23 protein-coding genes and 1 pseudogene are annotated in these 22,462 nt (G+C 37.5%); 2 read left to right on the top strand and 22 right to left on the bottom strand.

The genetic code is table 11. From position 1 onward, the window contains the following. Window positions 1-72: 72 nt before the first annotated feature. Window positions 73-2,592: a VirD4-like conjugal transfer protein, CD1115 family gene (locus LP667_RS15670; protein ID WP_225428803.1), complete on the bottom strand. Its 2,520-nt coding sequence runs from the start codon at window positions 2,590-2,592 to the stop codon at window positions 73-75. A 371-nt stretch (window positions 2,593-2,963) separates the two neighbouring features. After that, the gene (locus tag LP667_RS15665; protein ID WP_056988660.1) at window positions 2,964-3,248 is read right to left on the bottom strand and encodes a BRCT domain-containing protein; all 285 of its coding nucleotides are present in this window, start codon (window positions 3,246-3,248) and stop codon (window positions 2,964-2,966) included. Between the two features lie 172 nt (window positions 3,249-3,420). Here LP667_RS15665 and LP667_RS15660 point away from each other — a divergent pair, with 172 nt between their 5' ends. Beyond that, window positions 3,421-4,140 (top strand): DUF975 family protein, encoded by a 720-nt coding sequence (locus LP667_RS15660; RefSeq protein WP_244926174.1) that lies wholly within the window; start codon window positions 3,421-3,423, stop codon window positions 4,138-4,140. 193 nt (window positions 4,141-4,333) lie between these two features. Here LP667_RS15660 and LP667_RS15655 read toward each other — a convergent pair whose 3' ends face one another. Continuing rightward, window positions 4,334-4,891, bottom strand: a complete 558-nt coding sequence (locus LP667_RS15655; protein WP_105923007.1) for a recombinase family protein — start codon at window positions 4,889-4,891, stop codon at window positions 4,334-4,336. Between the two features lie 263 nt (window positions 4,892-5,154). Here LP667_RS15655 and LP667_RS15645 point away from each other — a divergent pair, with 263 nt between their 5' ends. Further along, window positions 5,155-6,084 (top strand): IS30-like element ISLpl1 family transposase, encoded by a 930-nt coding sequence (locus LP667_RS15645; protein WP_121018946.1) that lies wholly within the window; start codon window positions 5,155-5,157, stop codon window positions 6,082-6,084. Window positions 6,085-6,116: 32 nt separating this feature from the next. Here LP667_RS15645 and LP667_RS15640 read toward each other — a convergent pair whose 3' ends face one another. The 19 genes and pseudogenes from LP667_RS15640 to LP667_RS15545 all read right to left on the bottom strand — a co-directional run bounded on the left by LP667_RS15640 (window position 6,117) and on the right by LP667_RS15545 (window position 22,438). Further along, complete coding sequence (locus LP667_RS15640) at window positions 6,117-7,562, bottom strand: oligosaccharide flippase family protein (RefSeq protein WP_082618946.1); 1,446 nt, start codon at window positions 7,560-7,562, stop codon at window positions 6,117-6,119. A gap of 41 nt (window positions 7,563-7,603) precedes the next feature. Then, entirely contained in the window at window positions 7,604-8,488 is an 885-nt protein-coding gene (locus LP667_RS15635; protein ID WP_056988647.1) for a beta-1,6-N-acetylglucosaminyltransferase, read from the bottom strand. A gap of 22 nt (window positions 8,489-8,510) precedes the next feature. Continuing rightward, the gene (locus tag LP667_RS15630; RefSeq protein ID WP_056988645.1) at window positions 8,511-9,692 is read right to left on the bottom strand and encodes a CDP-glycerol glycerophosphotransferase family protein; all 1,182 of its coding nucleotides are present in this window, start codon (window positions 9,690-9,692) and stop codon (window positions 8,511-8,513) included. Next, window positions 9,689-10,687: a glycosyltransferase family 2 protein gene (locus tag LP667_RS15625; protein WP_056988642.1), complete on the bottom strand. Its 999-nt coding sequence runs from the start codon at window positions 10,685-10,687 to the stop codon at window positions 9,689-9,691. Before LP667_RS15625 ends, LP667_RS15630 begins: the two co-directional genes overlap by 4 nt. Then, complete coding sequence (locus tag LP667_RS15620; RefSeq protein WP_056988640.1) at window positions 10,684-11,868, bottom strand: EpsG family protein; 1,185 nt, start codon at window positions 11,866-11,868, stop codon at window positions 10,684-10,686. Before LP667_RS15620 ends, LP667_RS15625 begins: the two co-directional genes overlap by 4 nt. A 3-nt stretch (window positions 11,869-11,871) precedes the next feature. Beyond that, window positions 11,872-12,696 carry a glycosyltransferase gene (locus LP667_RS15615; RefSeq protein WP_162985039.1) on the bottom strand — a complete coding sequence of 275 codons (825 nt, stop codon included), beginning with the start codon at window positions 12,694-12,696 and terminating at the stop codon, window positions 11,872-11,874. 62 nt (window positions 12,697-12,758) lie between these two features. Beyond that, complete coding sequence (locus LP667_RS15610) at window positions 12,759-13,436, bottom strand: sugar transferase (protein ID WP_121018944.1); 678 nt, start codon at window positions 13,434-13,436, stop codon at window positions 12,759-12,761. Further along, complete coding sequence (locus LP667_RS15605; protein WP_121018943.1) at window positions 13,417-14,364, bottom strand: NAD-dependent epimerase/dehydratase family protein; 948 nt, start codon at window positions 14,362-14,364, stop codon at window positions 13,417-13,419. Before LP667_RS15605 ends, LP667_RS15610 begins: the two co-directional genes overlap by 20 nt. Window positions 14,365-14,381: 17 nt before the next feature. Then, window positions 14,382-15,155, bottom strand: a complete 774-nt coding sequence (locus tag LP667_RS15600) for a tyrosine-protein phosphatase (RefSeq protein WP_056988772.1) — start codon at window positions 15,153-15,155, stop codon at window positions 14,382-14,384. Further along, window positions 15,142-15,556 (bottom strand): annotated as a pseudogene (locus LP667_RS15595) (CpsD/CapB family tyrosine-protein kinase); the annotation flags it as partial. The gene LP667_RS15600 and the pseudogene LP667_RS15595, both read right to left, overlap by 14 nt. A gap of 197 nt (window positions 15,557-15,753) precedes the next feature. Beyond that, window positions 15,754-16,146 (bottom strand): glycerol-3-phosphate cytidylyltransferase, encoded by a 393-nt coding sequence (gene tagD / locus LP667_RS15590; RefSeq protein ID WP_056988770.1) that lies wholly within the window; start codon window positions 16,144-16,146, stop codon window positions 15,754-15,756. 38 nt (window positions 16,147-16,184) lie between these two features. Next, window positions 16,185-17,036: a glycosyltransferase gene (locus tag LP667_RS15585; protein ID WP_121018942.1), complete on the bottom strand. Its 852-nt coding sequence runs from the start codon at window positions 17,034-17,036 to the stop codon at window positions 16,185-16,187. Further along, a complete protein-coding gene (locus tag LP667_RS15580) occupies window positions 17,033-17,656 on the bottom strand; it encodes a sugar transferase (protein WP_191988599.1) in 624 nt (207 codons plus the stop codon). Before LP667_RS15580 ends, LP667_RS15585 begins: the two co-directional genes overlap by 4 nt. Window positions 17,657-17,687: 31 nt before the next feature. Further along, window positions 17,688-18,632 carry an NAD-dependent epimerase/dehydratase family protein gene (locus tag LP667_RS15575; protein ID WP_121018940.1) on the bottom strand — a complete coding sequence of 315 codons (945 nt, stop codon included), beginning with the start codon at window positions 18,630-18,632 and terminating at the stop codon, window positions 17,688-17,690. A gap of 17 nt (window positions 18,633-18,649) precedes the next feature. Then, window positions 18,650-19,423 (bottom strand): tyrosine-protein phosphatase, encoded by a 774-nt coding sequence (locus LP667_RS15570; RefSeq protein ID WP_056988786.1) that lies wholly within the window; start codon window positions 19,421-19,423, stop codon window positions 18,650-18,652. Beyond that, window positions 19,410-20,138 (bottom strand): CpsD/CapB family tyrosine-protein kinase, encoded by a 729-nt coding sequence (locus LP667_RS15565; RefSeq protein ID WP_056988784.1) that lies wholly within the window; start codon window positions 20,136-20,138, stop codon window positions 19,410-19,412. The genes LP667_RS15570 and LP667_RS15565 overlap by 14 nt, the downstream gene beginning before the upstream one ends. A gap of 11 nt (window positions 20,139-20,149) precedes the next feature. Further along, window positions 20,150-20,920, bottom strand: coding sequence for a YveK family protein (locus LP667_RS15560; protein ID WP_056988783.1), 771 nt, complete (start codon window positions 20,918-20,920; stop codon window positions 20,150-20,152). Between the two features lie 448 nt (window positions 20,921-21,368). Further along, window positions 21,369-22,190: a Fic family protein gene (locus LP667_RS15550; protein ID WP_021731053.1), complete on the bottom strand. Its 822-nt coding sequence runs from the start codon at window positions 22,188-22,190 to the stop codon at window positions 21,369-21,371. A 50-nt stretch (window positions 22,191-22,240) separates the two neighbouring features. After that, window positions 22,241-22,438 carry a hypothetical protein gene (locus tag LP667_RS15545; RefSeq protein ID WP_121018938.1) on the bottom strand — a complete coding sequence of 66 codons (198 nt, stop codon included), beginning with the start codon at window positions 22,436-22,438 and terminating at the stop codon, window positions 22,241-22,243. Window positions 22,439-22,462 lie beyond the last annotated feature (24 nt).

The following is a 22,462-nucleotide window of genomic DNA, read 5'->3' as shown; positions in this document are numbered from 1 at the left end:
CGATGACTTCTACCAACACCAAAAAGGATCACTAACCTACCGGTCAGTGATCTTACTGATTAATGATTACGGCTAGCTCACCCTTTTACGAATACATTTTTCGTATAGCTTTAAATGGGCCAATACATAGCTAGCGACTGCATCAACTGCCAAATCCCTAATTTCACCATATGCTGATGACTGATAGTCAACACAAGCCATTAACTGTTTTTGCAAGGCGCCCCAATCCTTCTCTTGCGCCAATTGCTGTCTAAGTTCTTCGCTAGCTGTCGTCGCTGGCTCAGTTATCACTTGTGCTGAACGAGTTGGGGCTTCATTAGCCAACTGAATCATTTGATTTAGCTCACTGTCATTTTCATCACTAGCATAGTCATATTGCAGGGATTTTAGCATAAGTCGTTTATGTGGTGTATTAACATTAATATCATAAATTGTTGCCTTGTTATCTAAAGTTTGATTTAAAAACTGCCAACTTGCCGGCATTCTAGTCTTGCCGGTATCGAATATCGGATTAGCCCGAATGATACGTCCCCTTTGGTCCGTCCTTGCAGTCGAACGAACTACAACCATTTCTCCAGTTCTTAGTCGTAATAATTCTTCCATCGATATAACTGGCACCGCATCTAAATTACTATTGAGGCCATTCAATTCAGCCACATTACCTTGTAACTGGTGCCCCATAACATTGACAGTCGTGTGGCCCACTTCATCACTAATCTCCTGAGCCGTTTCCTTATCCTTGGAAAGGATATACAAGGTATTCCCACAATTGCTAATAATTGTCTCAGCTTCTTCTTTCGTATAATTGATTCTGAGTTGGGCTTTGTTTTGTAAAACCCAATCGAATAACAACTCTGATCCTAAACCAATTGAAAATTTTGTTGGTAGATCTTGAATTTTAGGTAAATTCCCACCCTCATCGATTATAAAATGAACTCTTGTATAACACTTTTTTTCATTATCTAAGGCCATTTGATACATCTGGTTAAAACTTTGGTCAATAGCGAAAGACACGAGTTGGTTATAAGAAGGATTGTGTGGCGGTGTTCCTAGAAAGAGAGCCACTGGTTGTTCAGAATAGTCGAATGTAATTTGTTGTTCCTCATCGTTTAGTATTACTGATTGAAGGGGTTCTAAGGTTACCTTTCCAGCTTCTTTGAACCCTTTATCTAAAGGTGAACGTTTGTGGGTCTTGATAGTACCTTGATAACAGTAGTGATACTTTCTGAGCTCAGGGTCAGTTAGATCATGATTGAAATCTATTTTGATTCGATATTTGCGAGGCAATTTTGCTTTGATTGGAAAATCGAGAAATCCCAGCCTATCAATCATTTGAGAGCGTTGTTCAATCTCGTTACCCTTATCGTCATAAAATATAACGTAAACCGTTTGCAGTGACAATTGCTGACCAAATCCCACTCTAAGCCTACGTGGAAAGGCCATAGTACGAAAGTCTAATGAATTCATGGAAGTCAGCTGAGCAATATCACGTTGTTGATAAATCTTAATGCCCTCCATCATTGAAGCGTAAATATTGCCGGCCGTTTCGTCACCTGCAAAATTTGATTGCTGAAAAGCTTCTAATGCCATCTCTTGCAACTGTGTTTTATTTTTTATTTGAGCCATCTTTTTGAAGTAATACGATAACCTGGTCGTTAACAAACCAGCATCGTCCTGAATCTCTTGCCCACCTAATTCCGTCAGCTCCCGATAAATATTATTCATCGTGACGCGGTTCCACGAGTTATGGCGAACAGCCATATCCAACTGACTAAGAATTAGAGCATTTAACAAGTTTACTGAAGAATTATTCCAAAATTTACTATTCCCACCATCATCATTACTCTGATAGATAGCTGAAGAGATGCGGTTAGCTTCTCGTTGGGCTTCATCATAATACCCTCTTCTAGCGTAATCTACCACAACTTGCAGTGGGTTATAAGACATCGATTTGGCCATATTTTGCAAATTTAGTACATATACCCGATAGCCGCGTCTTTCTAGCATTCTCTTCGACTTAGTGAATAATTCCAGCTTGGGATCATTAACTTCCATTGAGGCTTGCTTCTCTGCCCGAGAAAGAATATCAATTAAGGGTTCCACTTCCGTTACGCCTTTCCCCGATCGCGTGATCCCATAAATCAAGCTGTTAACCGTCGTTTGATCAATCCCATATGTGCCAGACGGCAATAGGGTGAATCTTTCAGCTAATTTTTTCTTTGTCTTTTGGAAAAGAGGACTATAGCTTGCACTTTGAATCAGTGAACCAACTGGTCGATTGTAATGAACCAACGGTATTCCACCATATCCAGGGAAGCTCTTATTTCTATCGGGTATTAGCTCATATTCTTTCTTCAATTGATCAGGAGAACTAAAGGTTTCAGCGCCCTTTTCAAAGCCGTTATAGCTTTGATAAGACCGAATAATCCGATACCAGCTTAAACTTAACGCGATAACGCCTAACAAAAGTCCCCAAATTAACCAAGGATTATTCAACTGATTACCAGGCCAGGCTTTCGTCCAATCCAACACTCGCGACCAAGTTAAGCCTAAGTGCGTGGGGTCTTGAAAGGCTTGACCATGTTGAATCAATCCCTTGAACCACAATTTCAGACTTTGTAACAGCAAATAAATCAACCACGTCGCATAACTAAAGAACGCGAGGGTTATCGCTGAAACTAATCCTAAGAATCCAACCACTGCCTTGATATTACGCGCCCACCATGGCGCATTATTTTGTCGTCGCCGATTTAAACCGTGACCAATACTTTTGATGCCCATAACTCTACCGCCTTTCACTGCGTTTCAGTTGGTGGCCATTGATTTTAGGGTGCGTTTAGTAGCCCGCTAACCGCACCCTAAAACCAACGGTAACGTTTCAACACCCCCTTAGCATACTTGCTGCGCCTGCCAACCGCGCAAAGTGCCCATAAAAAAAGTGTCCTTCCAAAGAAGCACACCACTTAATAACTATTCTGGATCAATTGTTTAAACTCAGCCTCACCAATGATTTTAATTTCATGGGTCAAGGCCCAAGTTAATTTATGCGTCGTTGGGGGTTCAAACAATCCTTTGTCAATTACCCCAACCACCAATAACGTCACAGCCGATGAACAGTAGTTCAGCACGCGACCGCCAGCAGTAAGCACTAATTGTTGCGCCTCACTTCGTGTATAACCTGTTAAGGTACCCGTAAATAAAACAATTTCATTACTGAAAGCCAAAAGTTGCAGCCCTGTTCGCTTCATTTCAACCTCCTTACCAGAATTATACTTGCTCTGTTTAAAAAAACACTTTAGCCTTAAATAAGAACGCGTGGTGCTAGTTACTAGCAAAAGTAGTATAAATGAGACTAAACCAATAAATATGCTTTTGGGGGTCAAATTTTCCATGGTATAATAATAGAACCATTAATCAAATATGAAGCGAGGAATTATTATGAGCCGTTATCAGTTGAAGAAAGAAGCTAAAGATTTATTAAATGGAAATTTTGTTTTCTTTCTCTTATTATTTTTACCTGTTTTTGTCATTGAATTGATTGCCGAAGGAGCTAATTTCAAGTCTGATAATGTCAATGTTCAAGTAGTGGATCCCTCAGTTAGTTCTATTTGGGGCTCTTGGGATACAATTGGCCTTTTTTCATCATTATTAGCGGGATTTTTAATTGTAGGTATCTCATATGTCTTGGTTGATTTATTCCGGGAATCGCAAACTTTTTCAGATCCCCTAAAAAAATCCTTTACAATTGTTAGCCGTGGGGATTATTTTATTGGCAGTATTTTGATTTCACTATTGTCATTCGTTTGGATTTTTTTATGGACTTTTTTATTACTTGTTCCTGGAATTATTAAAAGCTTAGCTTATTCTCAAGCCTATTATATTTATCGTGATGCTATTGATCAACAACAATCGATAAGTTGTCGTGATGCTATTTCAAAAAGTCGAGCACTAATGAATGGCCATAAGTGGGAATATTTTATGTTACAGATAAGTTTTATTGGCTGGGGATTGCTTATAATGGTCACATTTGGGATTGCAGCCATTTGGGTACAACCATATTATCATTTAACGATGGCTAATTACTATCGACATTTAGTAGCAACGTCAACTGAAAAAAGTCGCTTAGAAACGGCAAACTAGTCATGTTCAAAGATTACAAAACCCTAACAATGATAAGCTATCCTAAAAGTTCAAGCGAATAATGATTGTCTTTTATAGGCGGTAAGCTGTCGATATTCTATCGGCAACTTACCGCCTAGTTTGATTTGGTTATTTGATTCCTATACTTCTTAATGCAACTGTAAAATCCACGCTACGCCTCCATCTTAACCATCTATGAAATCAACTTAAACCTTCTCTGTTGCGTGCGTTTACTAATCCCCGTCTTTCGTTCAATCATTTTATAGGTCATGCCTTGTTTTCGTAACTCGTAGGCAAATCTGATTTGTTCCTCAGAATACGTTTTCGGTCGCCCTTCCCGAAACAACGGATCATGTTGCTTGGCATACACTTTACCTTCTTGTGTGCGCGTGACAATCATATCGCGTTCAAACTGCGCAAAGGCGCTAAATATTGTAAAGACTAGTTGGCCAGTCGGCGTATTGTCAATTAAGCCCATATTCAAAATGTTAACTTTGACATTTTCTTTAAACAACTCTTGGATAATGGCTAAGGCCTCGCGTGTGTTCCGCGCAAACCGATCCAACTTAGTGACAATCAAAGTATCGCCTGTTTTTAGAACGCGCAACAGTTTTTGAAACTCCGGTCGTTCAGTAGTTGTGCCGGTAAACTTTTCCTGAAAGATTTTTTCTGCTCCTGCCAATTTTAGTAACTCAATTTGATTTGCTAATTTCTGATCAGTGGTACTGACCCGCGCATAGCCATATTTCATCTTTTTATCTCCTTACTTATGTCATTAAGTAATGACACGGCTCTAACCCTTTAATTATACAGTATCAAAAAAGAGGCCACAACTGTTAAGTTGTGACCTGGTTCGTTCCATTTAAACACTTTAATTATCACATATTCAAAACGTCAAAAAATTTGTATCTAAATGGTAGATTGTAAAATTAATCCGAACGCTGTTCGGACAAAAAAGATCAGCTTCCTTTAAAATGGTGTTTACCACAAACCCATCTTTTAGGAGCTGATCTTTTGTCTAGTATAACCTATTCCGAACGAATTAAAATCGAAACCTTTTGTGAACTAGGGCTGTCCAATATCCAAATGGGCGTTCGGCTGAACCGATCACCGTCAACAATTTCTTATGAATTATCTCGATGTCAACCTTATCAGGCTGAATTAGCACAAACAGATGCCGAATACAAGCGATCACGATGTGGTCGGAAAACTAAGCTGAGCGATGAGTTAAAGCAAAAAATTCTCAACCATTTACGTCTAAGCTGGTCACCAGGAATGATTGCTCACGAATTTAAACTAGCGACTAAGTCTATTTATAATTGGCTAAATCAGGGGAGAATTGGTTTCTCCTTGAATGATCTACCTGAACATGGCGTACGCCAACGGCGTAACGTTGACCAACGATCCAAATATAATCAATCTTTGGGGCGATCAATTGAACAGCGTCCCATGATGATTAATCAACGTAAGCGCATCGGCGATTTTGAACTAGATACAGTCGTTGGTCCTCGTGGGCATAGCAAGGCAGTTTTATTAACTTTAATCGATCGCAAATCACGGTTCCTTTGGGCATACCGGTTAAAAGATCGGACGACAGCGACTGTTAATGAAGCACTAACTAAGTTCCTAACCACTTTTAATGGTCCGGTGCACAGCTTTACTGTGGACCGTGGCACTGAGTTTAGTGGGCTAGTATCACTTGAATCACAATATGGTATTAAGACCTATTACTGCCATGCTTATACGCCAGCTGAACGTGGTAGTAATGAACGCTTTAATCGGAATTTACGTTATTTTTATCCTAAAGGGACTCGTTTTGAGCACATTAGTGTTCAAGATTTAACGACGACGTTACTCCAAATTAACCAGCGACCGCTTAAAATACTCGACTGGCAAACACCGTATCAGGTTATGCTGACAAATTTGTCCAAAAATTCGGATTAAATTTGCAATCTACCAAAACATTATAAATTCAATTAATTCGCAAAATGGTTACGTGCTAGTTTCATTAAATCTGAAACCAATCGAACCTTTAACAAAAATAATCCACCAAAGTAGACCGCAGATACGATTAAACTTACAACAATCATGTCTAGAAAATGCACATCAGCAAACACGGGTAGATTCAATGATATAAGTAATGCAAGTCCAAACGCAAATATCATTTTTAATTGTCCAGAAAACAGTGTGTTATACGGAAGATGTTTATGCACTGTAATAACTCTTGACACACAAACAAAAAGTTCCGTTATAATGATGGTTGCTGTTCCCCCGTCAGCTTTGAATAGCGTGACTAGAATTATGTTTAACACAACACTAAACACAGCACCAATATAATATGGAAGTGCATACTGCTTGTATAGTCCCTTAGCCAAGGTATACTGGTTTGCTAAAACACCTCCATATGAAATAAACACAACAATCGGGCTCACAAAGTACATATTATCGATCATTGAAGCAAATTCATTACCAAAAAACCATGGGACAAAATCATTTGCATTCGCCATCAATAGTAACGTAAAATACAAACTAATCATTAGCGTATAATCCAGTGATATCTTCAAAACTTTATTTAACAAAACTTCATTATTTTGCCTTACAAATTGTGCCATCTTAGGCATTAATACAGTACTGACAGATGTTATTACCGCCACCACGATTCGTGCGGTTTTTTGTGACTGATCATAATATGACAATTGCAACGGTCCTGCTATCATTCCAACTAACGTACTATCAAAACTAGCGTATAATTGCACAGCAATTTGTGGAGATACTAAAAGCAAAGATTCCCTTAAATACACCAAATTAAAATTACGAACCAATATTTTCAGATTTAATTTCCATTTTTTAACTAAAGTAACCCAAAATACACCATTTGCAAACACAATTCGAGTACTGTTGAGAAGTACATATAACCATAAATCTGACGAAGATTTTACAAATGTGAAAATAAAAATTAAAGACCCAGCCTGGACTATGGTATTTCTCAATACGACTTTTTTTACTTCACCGATTCCAGTAAAAAACCAGGAAACATCTAATACATATCCCAATAAAATCGGTGCTTCCAGTAAAAAATAAAATTTGTATGGTAAAAATAGAAATACAACCATTAAATATATTATGATTATCAAAATCCCAGATAAAAGCTGAATAAACCATAGCCGTGAAAAATTGTCCATTATCGTCTCACGACTTGACTGAGCAATTACCCTCGATCCTAATTGTAACATTCCCATGGTCACTATAATTCCTAGAAAAACACCTATTGAAGAAACATATGAATTAATACCTAATAATGTAGCACCCAATACTCGTGCAACATATGGTACCGTTACAATAGGGATAGCAATAATTAACAGTTGGTAAAGACCGTTATAGAAAATGTTTGAAATAGTTTTATTAATTAGTCTCGCCTCCATGCATCCATACTCAACAAGCTTTTAATGAAGGAGCTAACTAATCAGTCAGTCATGCATCGAGACTCTATCTCAGTAACTACCTGTCGGTCTTTTTCTAAATTAAACTTCCTAGCAAATAGGCAGCCACTTCTATACATTTGATCTAAATCCTTCATAGTTAGATCTTGAGGCCCAATATCTGACCAATGTATAAACCGTTGGTTAGCCGTTAACGAATCTGAAAATTGCCGTTCATAAATATAGTTCTTAAAACTTGAATTAACTAATATCGTTTGAATAAAAATTTCATCACAACACTTTGTATATCTGAAAGTTTCATTAATCATTTTTTCATTAGCAACTATTAATTTCGCAAAATTATCCGTTATGCTAAACCAATTCGATCCCATCTGAAACTCAATATTTGTATTACTAATTCTATTAATTCGAAGCAGCTCTTGTAAACGCAAACTTACCTCTTGAAAATGCGCTAATATCCCTGCTTTTTTCTTTAAATGTTCTTGAAATAAATAAAAGTACTTAACTCGTCTTTTCTTAATTTCGCTAATTTTTGATTTTTGAAATTGAACAAATTCCATTCCCTGATTCAGGTCAAAGAAATTGTGAATTTTATCCTGATTAACAAGCGGTAAATCTGCCCCCGAAAGCAAATGGTAATAATCATAATGTTGCTGTTTCGTTGCCGCTTTCAACAATATGATTTCACTCTTTATTTGTGAATACCCCCCCCATTTGACTCGTGTTCGGGAAGTAAAATATAACTTTGATCTGCCTACGCTCTCTTTAATTTTTTGATATGGAACATGATCTGCTTTGCCATCAATGTGAATAAATATATCATTTCGCACATCATCAATCAGGGTAAGTAGTTTACATAACAATTCAAACTGATGATGGGCGATGATTAGATACGCATGTTTTGACATTTTGTAATCCCCCCTCGCATTATTATTGAGTATTCTTTGTAATAATATTCACCGCAATATCCGTTGCTTTTCCACATTCATAATTACCAACATAGCTATTCAAATCTCTTGTTTTCTCTGACAATTCATCTAACGAATTTTCCTCAAGTATTTTGCATATTTCAATTGCAGTAGTCGCATGTGTAATCGGTAATTCATTAATGTTTAAATATGTTCCACGTTCCTGTATATAATCTAGATAATCATAGGTAAATAATATGATGGGTTTCTCCATTAACGCATAATCAAAAAAGATGGAAGAATAGTCCGTGATTAGTAGATCCGCTACACAAAGCAAATCTTCAGTTTGGTAATCGTTAGTTACATCTTGAACTTTTCCACCGTATTTACTGAAGATAAATTTACTATCTATCTTTTTAGAGACATTTGGATGAAAATGTGTTAAAACCATGCACTTACGTTTGAATTTTTTTAAGAACATCTCACATAATAGGTTTGGATTTAACTGTTCAATCTGTGTGAATCCATTCTTACTATCATTTTTTTCATAAACTGAGTTTCGAAATGTAGGTGCATACAGTACAACAAAACAATTTTCATCAATATTCAACTGTTTTCTAATACTAGTAACTAGTTCAGCCTTATCTGAAAAAAACACGTCATTTCTCGGAATCCCCGACCGAACATAACGACTGCTCGAAACTCTTAATGCAGTTTGATAAACATTTTCAGAATATTCATTTCCAACAAGCAAATACGTAATACTCTGATTGTCCACCCGACTATAATTCAAGTAATGTTTTGGTAACTTATGCCTAGCATCAAATTCAATCTTCTTGAGGGGAGTACCATGCCAAGTTTGTAAATATAACTGTTTTTTCCTTATATGATATACAATTTGTTTTTGACAGTTATCAATCAGGTATTTTGAAGTCCATAATAAATAAATTGATTTGATTGTATTGATTTTTACGGGAATTACATATGGAGGAAATATATCAGTCTGCATTTCTATATCACAAATCCAATATATCTTCGCATTTGGATCAACTTCGTGAAGGTATTCTGAAATATTTTTTGGGCTATCAGTATACTTTCCGTAATAACTTGAGAATAAATACTGTTTTCGAATAGGAAATAATTTGAAAACCAATGGCATTACGTTACGAAGAAGTAATTTTTTTATTTTTAAAAGATTTTTCAACTTAGCTCTAACCTTCTAAACATCAATCTCACCATCCTAAATTTTGATAATATATAAAGTCCACCCGGCATAAGCATGATTAACATTACAAGTCCACGGTATCTTAACGATAAATTTGAATCATGTTTTACGCTATTACCATATAATCTAATAATTTTCTGACATTTTCGATAATTACCTTTATCTCGATTATTTGACTCAATCAAAGCCATCTGCATTCTAATTGCTTCATAAACATATCTTTCTCGAACTAAGGGAATTAATTCAGGGTGACAATATGACATGTAGTGTAATATTTGGTCATGAATTTCAAATGAATCAAATTTTTTAGCATTAAAGTTGCTCTTCATAATACTTGTTGAACGCATAAAATAATGATATTTGGGACAACTTGATACAACAATTCCATTTCTAGCCTGATCAATAACCTTATACGTTGTTGCCTTATCTTCCATTAGCTTACCATAAGGGTATCGAATGTTATTAAACAAACTAATTCTGTATAGCTTGTTACAAGCAGAATAGCCAATATTGTTATTAGTAAAAAGTTCTTGCAATGCTTTCGTTCGTTTAAAATGACGCCACTCATAACTATCTTTTTCTGTACTATCATACATATTCGAGCATACTTCTTTTTTCATATGAAAAACTGAAATATCTGACTTTGTATTCTCTAAAACATCTACCATTGAACCAATATAATCGTGATCAATCCAGTCATCACCATCAATAAAAGCTATATAATCACCTGTTGCAATATCAAGTCCAGCATTTCGAGCACTCGAGAGACCGCCATTTTGCTTGTTAATAACAGTTACCCGATTATCCAATTTACAGTATCTCTCACATATCAATTGTGAACGATCACTGGAACCATCATTAACTAAAATTATTTCAAGATTTTTATAGCTCTGTTGCCTAATACTTTGAATACAATTCTCAATATAACTTTCTACATTATATACAGGAACCACAATTGAAACTCTATTAGTCATACCATACCTCCAAACCAGTCTGTTAACTCGAATATTAGTGCGTGAATAGATGCAAAACTAAACGATGCATACTCGTTAAAAGTAACAATGTTTGCAATAAACATAAAAAAGCATCCGATGAAAACACAAAATAAAACTATAGATACAATGTCGGAGGAAATATTTTTCCTAGATAAAAAATCAGAATATTGAGGCACTGAGATCATCAAGAAACCAAATAATAAACGCATATAGACCGGCATTCTTATCGAAAATGATACACATGTTATAATTCCTAGTAAAAATGAGAATAAGTTCCATTCCGTCTTTTTCGCAATATAGTTTCTGTAAATCACAAGTGTAGTTATAACAGAAACAACTGCATTCATTGCTTTAGTTATTTGCATGAATAAGCTCTGATTTATATACGCGACATACTCGACATTACCATCGTTAACCGTTGCATACTGGGTACCTTTACTAATTATTTCTATAATAACATTTCTGCTATATGGAATAAAAAAGATGGCAATTCCAACAACTATTAACAATAGAAAATTAAAGAAACTTTTATTTCTACAGATATTCAGAGCGATTCGTAACATTATAATAACTGCTACTGCAATATGAAAACTTAATCCCAGAAGGTAGAGAACAATCGTACCAAAATTCATTTTCTTCTGTACCAAGTCTCGATAAATAGCAACCATAATCAAAGAACACGCTAAAATATTTCTGACATTACTATACGCAGCTGCAAACGGAAAAATAAACATAATTATCAAAATGAGATATATTCGTATCGACTTAGATGTGGAGTTTCTTGAAAACGAATCCGCAGCAATATACAGTAAGCACGTTCCAGTGACAAATCCAACAATTGCAGGCAATAATTGTAAATTATTCAATATCGCAACTAATTTAAATAATAAAAAAGCGCCTAAAAAAATACCTTGCGATTGAAGTACGTCTGAAATACGGGGGGGAGCTACTTGGTATTGCTGTATAATAGCAAAATACCTTGTCAGATCAATCTCATGAGATGGTAAAAAATAGTACCCATATAGTCCTAATAATACTGCAAATGCCATAGAGTATATTAAACGGTATTTGTTACTGAAAATAATTCCTGAGAATCCAATAATAGCCGCTCCAAATGGGTAAAAAAACAATGCAATTACAGTTACAATCAGTGATAACACCGTTTAACCTCCGTTTACATAGGAACATTTTCGCAATTTCCGATAAATTAGCATCAAGAACCTTTTCGGTATTAGCCTACTTCCACCCCTGGTCAAAATATTGAATAGGAATTGGGGTTTATTGATAAAATTAAGCTTGAGAAGCAAATACTGAAAAAAAGATTCCTTTTTAAAATAAGAAAAACCTCCTCGCTTATACACAAAATATTTATCAACATGAGCACATACTAAAACATCATTCAAGTTGCCTACCCGATATTTATTTTGTATTACTCTAACCCATAAATAATAATCTTCAAATAAGGAGACATTCTGATATCCTCCCACACTCTCAATAACTGATTTCCGAAACGTTACAGACATATGGTTAAATGGATTTCTTTTACGAGCCTTATTTCTAATACAATTCAATGATCTAGGTACAGATTTAATCACAGGTGGATCATTTCTTTTGTTATCAAATTCATATATTTGAGTTCCTAGTACCGCAAGATCTGGTGTAGAACTATAGTAACTGATAGTTTTTTCCATTCGCTCTGCAAAGTTAATATCATCTGAATCAAATCGAGCTACTAATTCAGTTGGACATTCCTTAAGTCCAATATTAAGAGATCGTCCTAGCCCATAGTTTTCCCTATTAGTAATTTCAATAAATTCAATATTGAAAGTTTGAAATCGTCTTCGCTGATTTTTAATTATTTCATTCAATTCTTTCCCTAGCGCACCATCTTTAACAAGTACAAAATAAGTTGGTCTACACGTTTGCATAAGAATCGACTCTAAAGCTTTTTCAAAAAGCTCTGGCTCCTCTCTACTGTATACAGACATTAGTCCGGTATACAATGTTGATGTAAGTTTGGGAATTTGTCGATATTTTGATTGCATCCCCTTCAACGTGCACCATCTCCAGTAAACACAATTTTGACTGTTCCTAATAACATCTTAATATCGAACCAAACCGAAAAATGTTCAATATAGTAATTATCCAACTTACATTTCTCATCTGGCGTAATATCGTAGCCACCATTAATTTGTGCATACCCTGTAATACCAGGAATAATACGTAACCGTTTAGGGAAATCTGAAAATTGCCGACTAAACTCCTCTGTCAGCACTGGCCGTTCTGGTCGCGGTCCTACCAAACTCAAATCACCTTTTAACACATTCCAAAATTGCGGTAGTTCGTCTACTCGAGTTTTACGCATAAACCGACCAATGGGCGTAATTCGCGGATCATTCTTTTGGGCCCAAACCGCACCGGTTCGTGCTTCAGCATCCTTATACATCGACCGCAACTTAATTACATTGAAACTCTTTCCCATTAGGCCAACCCGTTCTTGCTTATAAAATGCTGGTCCTTTAGAAGTCAGTTTTACAAGAATGGCAAACACTAGGACAATTGGCGCACTCAAAACCGTCCCGATTAACCCAACAGTAAGGTCAAAAATCCGTTTTACAAATAGTTTCCAGCCTGTAACTGGCTTTCCAATCATAGTTGGAAAACGATAATCCGTTTGTGGTTGTACATGACCAACTTTAACTGTTTCATTAATTTCGACTTGCGTCACGTCGTTGTGCCCCTTCCCAATATTTGCTCAAACCCGCTTCTAACGACCACTTCGTCGTGTACCCTAACTTAATTAACTTACCGATGTTGGCCACTGAACGTTTTACTTCCCCTTCACGCCCTGGCGCCTTTTTAATCTGCAATGACGTTCCTGCAACCTTCTCATATGTTTCAATAATGGCATTTAAGCTGGCTTCATTACCATTGGCGATATTAAAGACTTCATGCTCAGTATCACTTTTCGTTATCAACCATAATGCTTGGATAACATCTTCAACATACACAAAATCTCGTGTCTGACTCCCGTCTCCGTACAAGGTAAATGGCTTCTTGTTATTGAGACAATCAGTCAAGATCGACAGCACCCCTGAATATGGCGAACTGGGATTTTGACCAGGGCCATAAACATTGAAGAAACGCACACAGACAGTTGGTAAATCATAAAGTTCACCATATGCTAGTACAAAACGTTCCGTAGCATACTTATCAATCGCATATGGTGATAATGGATCAACTCGTGAGTCTTCTTTCTTAGGTAATTCTGGCAGATTACCATAAACCGCTGCCGAAGACGTAAATAGGAACTGTTTAATTGGTAAATTAGTCTTCCGAATATATTCCAACATATTGAATACTGCAGTTTGATTCACTGAATGGGTTTCAGCTGGACGTTCAATCGAATCGGCAACACTAGCAACAGCTGCTAAAAAGTAAATATAATCAGGTTGTTCTTCCTGTAACAATTGTTGCATGAATTTTTCGTTGCGAACATCTTCGACATAAATGGTGACTTCATCCTGATGCTTAACATTATGTAGGTCCCCCATGGACAAGTTATCAACTACGACAACGTCCAATCCTTCTGCAACCAAGTGGTCCACAAGGTGGGAACCAATAAATCCCGCTCCTCCAGTTACCAATGCTTTCATTTAACTCGCTCCTTCTTCTAGAACAACCAGTGCTTTCGCTGTTTTCGTGGTATTTCAATTCCGCCAATATCAATCTGTTCACCATTCAACAAATCCCGAGCATTGGCTGCAAAACGTTCAGGATATTGAGAATCCATATCATTTAAGACTTGATAGGTCTTAGTCATAGCAAAGCCCCGATTTTTCAGCGTATGCGCATCTGATGCGACCACTTGAACCAAACCACACTTAACGAATTCTTTTGCAGTTCGCTGGACGTGGTCCCCAAAAGTGCCAACTAAACTCGTGGCCGTAACCTGTGCCAAGACCCCATCCTCGGCCAACTTGTATAATCGCTGCGGTTCGGCAATAATTTGAGCATTCCGTTCAGGGTGTGCAATGACCGGGGTAATCCCCTCACAAGACAATTGAAAAATCATCTCATCCAAGTAACTTGGTACCATCTCGTGAGGAAGTTCTAACAATAAATAGTGTCTACTGGTATCTATGCCCAACAAATCATCAATATTTTCCATCAACTGACCATTCAGATGTACCTCCTGACCAGGAAAAATAGTTAATGGAATATCATTTGCATCTAGCTCTGCTTGAAATGCCTTAACCGCCGCTGCCACATCACCGGCATGATTGAGATAGTGCCGATCCATATGATGTGGTGTCGCTAAAATATAGCGAATCCCGTCAGCAACCGCCTGCCGTGCTAATTCCAATGACGCTTCTAAGGAAGGCGAACCATCATCAATGGCTGGTAAGATGTGGCAATGTAAGTCAACTAAATTATTTATCTGCATCGCTGTAGTACCCATAACCGCTACTATAGCCGTAATAGCCATGGTGCGAACCATCGCGAACATCATTCAGTACTGCGCCCAGAATATTGGCTTGAGATTTTTTCAACGAATTAACAGCATCACGAACCGCTGCTTTTTGGGCTACACCTTGGCGAACAATTAAGACCGTGCCATCAACTTTATTAGCGAGCAATTGTGAGTCAGCCACCGGCAAAATTGGTGGTGCATCAACGATTACTAGATCTAACTTGCGAGTTGCCGAAGTTAAGAATTCTGTCATTTTGTTGCTTCCTAACAGTTCCGCGGGATTCGGTGGCTTAGGACCACTCGTCATCACAAATAAGTTACCAATTAACGGGATGGATTGCATCATTCACATTGTCCATTTGATTAGCCAACCATTAACACCAAAAAAAGCTCCTAGAAGCAATATCATGCTATACTTATACTTCTGCGTATCACTAGCAGCCAACAGAACAACTGGAAATCCCAGTACCGGTAACAAAAGCATTACTGGCGCCAATATTAATACCATATATCAATACCTCTTATTTAACCCCAGTGACTAAGAGTTAAAGTATCTATTACAAGTCTTAAATCAATTAAATGACTCAAGATCCTGTTTAATTTTAGTTGTTGAAATTCCTTCCGTCCGAGGAATATAAATAACTTCACAATATTCTTTCAAATAATCAAACTTGCCCTTCCAATCATCACCCATCACAAATATATCAATATTATTAGTCATCACATCATGTATTTTTTGATCCCAGCTATTCTCAGGAATCACTCTGTCAACACAACTTAAAGCTTCTAAAATATACTTTCTATCTTCAAAAGAAGTATATGCTCTTTTACCCTTAATCGAATTAAAATCATCCGTAGAAACTCCCACAATTAAGTTGTCTCCTAGATCTCTTGCACGCTTTAAAAGTCTGACATGGCCCTTGTGTAGCAAGTCAAACGTGCCATACGTTAATATCCTTTTCATAACCAATTACTCCTAATTTCTCATTAAATTAACAATACTCATTTGCTTGTATTTCTTAGATGTAAATATATCAAACGTAATACCTTAGATGGTAAGATTCTGATACTACCACGCACAACTACATTATATACATATTGAAAAATACCTATATAATGTCCTTTTAAAAGTAAATTTTGAAAATGAATTTCTTTTAATAGATAATGAAATCCACCACGTTTACTTGTAAAACATCCATCAACATGAGCTTTAACTAAAATATCATCTAAATTCAATACTGGATATTTTGAATGAATAACACGAATCCACAAAAAATAGTCCTCAAACAATGGCACATCAATGTAACCGCCCACTTTAGAGATAACACTTTTTCTAAACGTTACAGACATGTGATTAAAAGGATTCCTTTTTACACTGCATCTTTTAATATCATCATTAGATGTCGGCACATTTTTTACGTCCAATGGATGACTCTCGTCTGTATTAAACTCAAAGATTTGGGAACCGACAATTACTAGTCTAGGATTTTCTCTAAAAGCATTCATAGTTTTTTCCATTCGTAAATCTACATTAACGTCATCTGAATCAAAACGTGCGACAAATTCTGTTGGACATGCCGTCAAACCTCTATTTAAAGATGCCCCTAACCCTAAGTTTTGCTTGTTTTGTAACTGGATAAATCGGATTCCGCAGTGTTCAAATTTATCTTTGACCATCTTGATAGTATTTTCTAATTCATCTGTTAACATTCCATCTTTGACAAGCAAGAAGTAATCAGGTCTTATGGTTTGATTCAATATAGAGGTCAGTGCGTTTTCAAACAACGTCGGATTTTCACGTGCATATACGGACATCAAGCCAGTATATGTATACTCTTCAGAATCAGTTATCAACGTGCACCATCTCCAGTAAACACAATTTTGACTGTTCCTAATAACATCTTAATATCGAACCAAACCGAAAAATGTTCAATATAGTAATTATCCAACTTACATTTCTCATCTGGCGTAATATCGTAGCCACCATTGATTTGTGCATACCCTGTAATACCAGGAATAATACGTAACCTTCTAGGAAAATCTGGAAATTGCCGACTAAATTCCTCTGTCAGTACTGGCCGTTCTGGTCGCGGTCCTACCAAACTCATATCACCTTTTAATACATTCCAAAATTGTGGTAATTCATCTACTCGAGTTTTTCGCATAAACCGACCAATGGGCGTAATTCGCGGATCATTCTTTTGGGCCCAAACCGCACCGGTTCGTGCTTCAGCATCCTGATACATCGACCGCAACTTAATTACATTAAAACTCTTCCCCATGAGGCCAACCCGCTCTTGCTTATAAAATGCTGGCCCTTTAGAAGTCAGCTTTACAAGAATGGCAAACACTAGGACAATTGGCGCACTCAAAACCGTCCCGATTAACCCAACAGTAAGATCAAAAATCCGTTTTACAAACAGTTTCCAGCCCGTAACTGGCTTTCCAATCATAGCTGGAAAGCGATAATCCATTTGTGGTTGTACATGACCAACTTTAACTATTTCATCGACTTGCTTCACGTCGTTGCGTCCCTTCCCAATATTTGCTCAAGCCCGCTTCTAACGACCACTTCGTCGTGTACCCTAACTTAATTAACTTACCGATGTTGGCCACTGAACGTTTTACTTCCCCTTCACGCCCTGGCGCCTTTTTAATCTGCAATGACGTTCCTGCAACCTTCTCATATGTTTCAATAATGGCATTTAAGCTGGCTTCATTACCATTGGCGATATTAAAGACTTCATGCTCAGTATCACTTTTCGTTATCAACCATAATGCTTGGATAACATCTTCAACATACACAAAATCTCGTGTCTGACTCCCGTCTCCGTACAAGGTAAATGGCTTCTTGTTATTGAGACAATCAGTCAAGATCGACAGCACCCCTGAATATGGCGAACTGGGATTTTGACCAGGGCCATAAACATTGAAGAAACGCACACAGACAGTTGGTAAATCATAAAGTTCACCATATGCTAGTACAAAACGTTCCGTAGCATACTTATCAATCGCATATGGTGATAATGGATCAACTCGTGAGTCTTCTTTCTTAGGTAATTCTGGCAGATTACCATAAACCGCTGCCGAAGACGTAAATAGGAACTGTTTAATTGGTAAATTAGTCTTCCGAATATATTCCAACATATTGAATACTGCAGTTTGATTCACTGAATGGGTTTCAGCTGGACGTTCAATCGAATCGGCAACACTAGCAACAGCTGCTAGAAAGTAAATATAATCGGGCCGTTCTTCTTGTAAAAGCTGTTGCATAAACTTTTCGTTGCGGACATCTTCAACATAAATAGTGACTTCATCCTGATGCTTAACATTATGTAAGTCCCCCATGGACAAGTTATCAACTACGACAACGTCCAATCCTTCTGCAACCAAGTGGTCCACAAGGTGGGAACCAATAAATCCCGCTCCTCCAGTTACCAATGCTTTCATTTAACTCGCTCCTTCTTTTAGAACAACCAGTGCTTTCGCTGTTTTCGTGGTATCTCAATCTTACCAATATCGATCTGTTCACCATTCAACAAATCCCGAGCGTTGGTTGCAAAACGTTCAGGATATTTCGAATCCATTTCATTTAATACTTCGTAGGCCTTGGTCATAGCAAAGCCCCGATTTTTCAGCGTATGTGCATCCGACGCGACCACCTGCACCAAACCGCACTTAACAAATTCTTTTGCGGTTCGTTGGACTTGTTCCCCAAAAGTGCCAACTAAACTCGTGGCCGTAACCTGTGCCAGGACCCCCTGCTCAACTAGCTTGTATAACCGTTGAGGCTCCGCAATAATTTGAGCATTACGTTCAGGATGTGCAATAACTGGCGTGATACCTTCGCATGACAATTGAAAAATCATTTCATCAAGATAACTTGGAACCATTTCATGAGGTAATTCCAACAGTAAATAGTTTCTACTAGTATCTATACCCAACAAATCATCAATATTTTCCATTAGCTGACCGTTCAGATGTACCTCTTGACCAGGAAAAACGGTTAATGGAATATCATTTTTATCTAACTCTGCCTGAAACGCTTTAACAGCCGTTTCAACATCATATGCATGATTAAGATAATGTCGATCCATATGATGCGGTGTCGCTAAAATATAACGAATTCCATCAGCAACCGCCTGCCGCGCCAATTCTAACGACTCCTCTAACGAAGGCGAGCCATCATCAATAGCCGGTAAAATATGGCAATGTAAGTCAACTAAATTATTTATCTTCATTACTGTAGTACCCATAACCATTGTTATAGCCGTAATAACCGTGGTGCGAACCATCACGAACATCATTCAAAATCGCACCCAGAATGTTAGCTTGCGATTTCTTTAATGAATTAACAGCATCACGAACCGCTGCCTTTTGGGCTACACCTTGGCGAACAACTAAGACCGTGCCATCAACTTTATTAGCGAGCAACTGTGAGTCAGTCACTGGCAAAATTGGTGGTGCGTCAACGATCACCAAATCTAATTTACGCGTTGCCGAAGTCAAAAATTCGGTCATTTTATTACTACCCAATAGTTCGGCAGGATTAGGTGGCTTAGGACCACTCGTCATCACAAATAGATTGCCAATGACGGGATGAATTGCATCATTCACATCATCCATTTGGTTGGCTAACCATGAACTTAATCCTTTATGGTTTTTAAGGCCAAATGTCTTATGGATTGTTGGCCGACGTAAATCGGCATCAACTAATAGGACTTGCATCCCTTCTTTAGCATATTCAACAGCTAAATTCCCGCTCACCGTTGATTTTCCTTCTCCCAGCATTGCGGAAGTTACCATTAAAGTTCGTAACTGATGATCCGTAGCCGCAAAGTTGATGTTCGTTCGAATCGTTTTAATTTGTTCTGTAATCACTGACATTGGTTCATTAATCGTCGTGAGATTAATTGGGGCCGTAGTCGTTATATTCTGTTCTTTACGTTTAAACATCTAGCACCCTCCTAAACTCGTTTCATCGCTTGTGACGATGTTCGATCATTATGCGTATGATAGCCACCATTCAGATTCAAGGCCTGTTTCTTCATTGAATGGTGATGTTGATGATTAACCAAGCCTAAACTAGTCAATCCTAATTCATCAGTTAAGAAATCAGCGTCGTGAACGCGACGATCAGTGAGCATCCGAATCGCTGCATAAACAAATCCTAGTAACAATCCTGCAACTAACCCAACCAACATATTAAGAGGTTTTTTCGGTGATACCGCACCATTTGGCGTTTCGGCTGGAGCAACAATCGTGACGTTGTTAACTTTAATAATCTTTTGCACTTGGTTCTTAAAACTACGAGCAATCTGATTGGCAATTGTCGCACTAGCTTTTGCATCAGTGTCAGTAACTGCAATCGAGAAAACTTGTGAGTTGGTCGTACTTGTCACACTAACTTCACTTTTCAATGTGTTCAGTGAGCGCTCAATACCATAACGCTCACTTAATTGTTGCTGAGTTGGTTTTAAAACCACTTGTCCAGCAATTAATTCCTTGTAGGTCGTAATCATCTGAACGTCAGCCTGCTGCCCAGCGTACTCAGTAGCGGCATTAGTATTCTTACGGTTAACCAAAATCTGAACACTCGATTGGTACTTAGGCGTAATTACAAAGAAGGTCAACCCTGCGGCAACTATCAATCCCACCACCGTAAAACTGACAATTGCACGCCAGTATTTACGGACAAGCCGGATAAAAAAGTCAAAACTTACTGTTTGATCCATCATTCACTCTCCAAAATTTTAACAAGATTAAAACACGTTTTAACTAACGCTATTAAATACAATCTATCATTAAATATAACACCGCATTGGTTGATTTACAATTGAAGTCCAAGAAGCGATCTCACCTATTGACTGCAATTCAAGATTTTTCATTTACCTTTTGATAGAGGGTTCCATGATAGTCTCTATCATGTTTTTGGATGTAAGCTGATTCCTGAGACAACTTTTAAGAGAGGGTATAATGAATAAATCGTCTCTCAAAAGGAAGGAATTTTTACATGCCAACGAATAGGTTATACTAGACAAAAGATCAGCTCCTAAAAGATGGGTTTGTGGTAAACACCATTTTAAAGGAAGCTGATCTTTTTTGTCCGAACAGCGTTCGGATTAATTTTACAATCTACCAATTACGTTAATGCCCATAAACCGAATAAATTTAAAGACGATCAGCCTAATAACTAGGCCGATCGTTTTTATTTTCTGGATCATTTTTGGGCTTGATTTCTGGGTTCTGATCCGCAAAATCTTTTAACTGTTTTTGAATTCTTTTACTAGTTTTGTCTTTAACTGATTTAAGCGCTAAGTTTGCTCTAATTTGTAATCCTTGAATGCCATTGTCATATGTCCACCGTTTAATTTTAGCCATGTCATTAGTTCGATAATAATTGGCAATTAGTTCGTTCCATTGATCCCACTTATCTAACGGCACATTGATTAAGCCTGCACCACCGTCAATCATAATTTTATTAGCACTTAAAGTCGCCGTCCTTTTGTTCCCGTCCCAAAAGATTTGTTGGCGCATATTATGATACATGACAGTCAATGCTTTATCAGTAATCGTCGTTCGTGGATCAGCCAAGATTTTTTGTAAAAAGGATTGTTCTTGTTTTTCGTTAATTAAAGGTGGTTCAAAAAAGTCTTCACTACCTAAATCAACTCCTCCTTTCCCTTGCCGTAATTCTCCTGGTACTAAGGCGTCTTCCGCTGCCACAATCTTGTTGATTTGTTTTTCCATGGTTAACGTTAAAGGGGAATTTTGAGCAGTGATATATTGCCACCCACGCTTTAAATTAACAATCGTCAAAACATCTTCAACAGGTACTCCTGCTACGCTCATACCGTCCATAATAGTTTGTGTTTGTGGCAAAGTGGTATTAACGCCTTCAAAACGAGCATTAGTATGCACTAACTTGGTAAAGTTTGCTCGGGCAAACCGTTGGTTTTCTGCAGCTGTGAATTTATACTTGTCCATATATGTTCGAGTTTTAGCCATATTTTGTGCCTCCTTTCTATTTCAGTCACTGATTATTTGACCTGTCCATGTTAAATCACAAAATGCTTTTCGTTGATAATTTGCTCTTGGCGTTTATCTAAGAGGTAAGTGTGTAACGCGTCAAACAGCTTGTGTTTATCAGGATCTGGATTATATGCCGCTTGTTCCCAAATGTCTTGAATATTGACTGCCCAGGGGTCAGCCAACAATTGATCAATTGTTTCGATTTCTTTGCTGGGTTTGGTCATTTAAAAAGCTCCTATCCCGTTTTC

It is taken from the genome of Lactiplantibacillus paraplantarum (assembly GCF_003641145.1).
GTDB lineage: Bacteria > Bacillota > Bacilli > Lactobacillales > Lactobacillaceae > Lactiplantibacillus > Lactiplantibacillus paraplantarum.
Note: the sequence above shows the minus strand (reverse complement) of the source record. Positions and strands in the feature narration are given on the sequence as shown.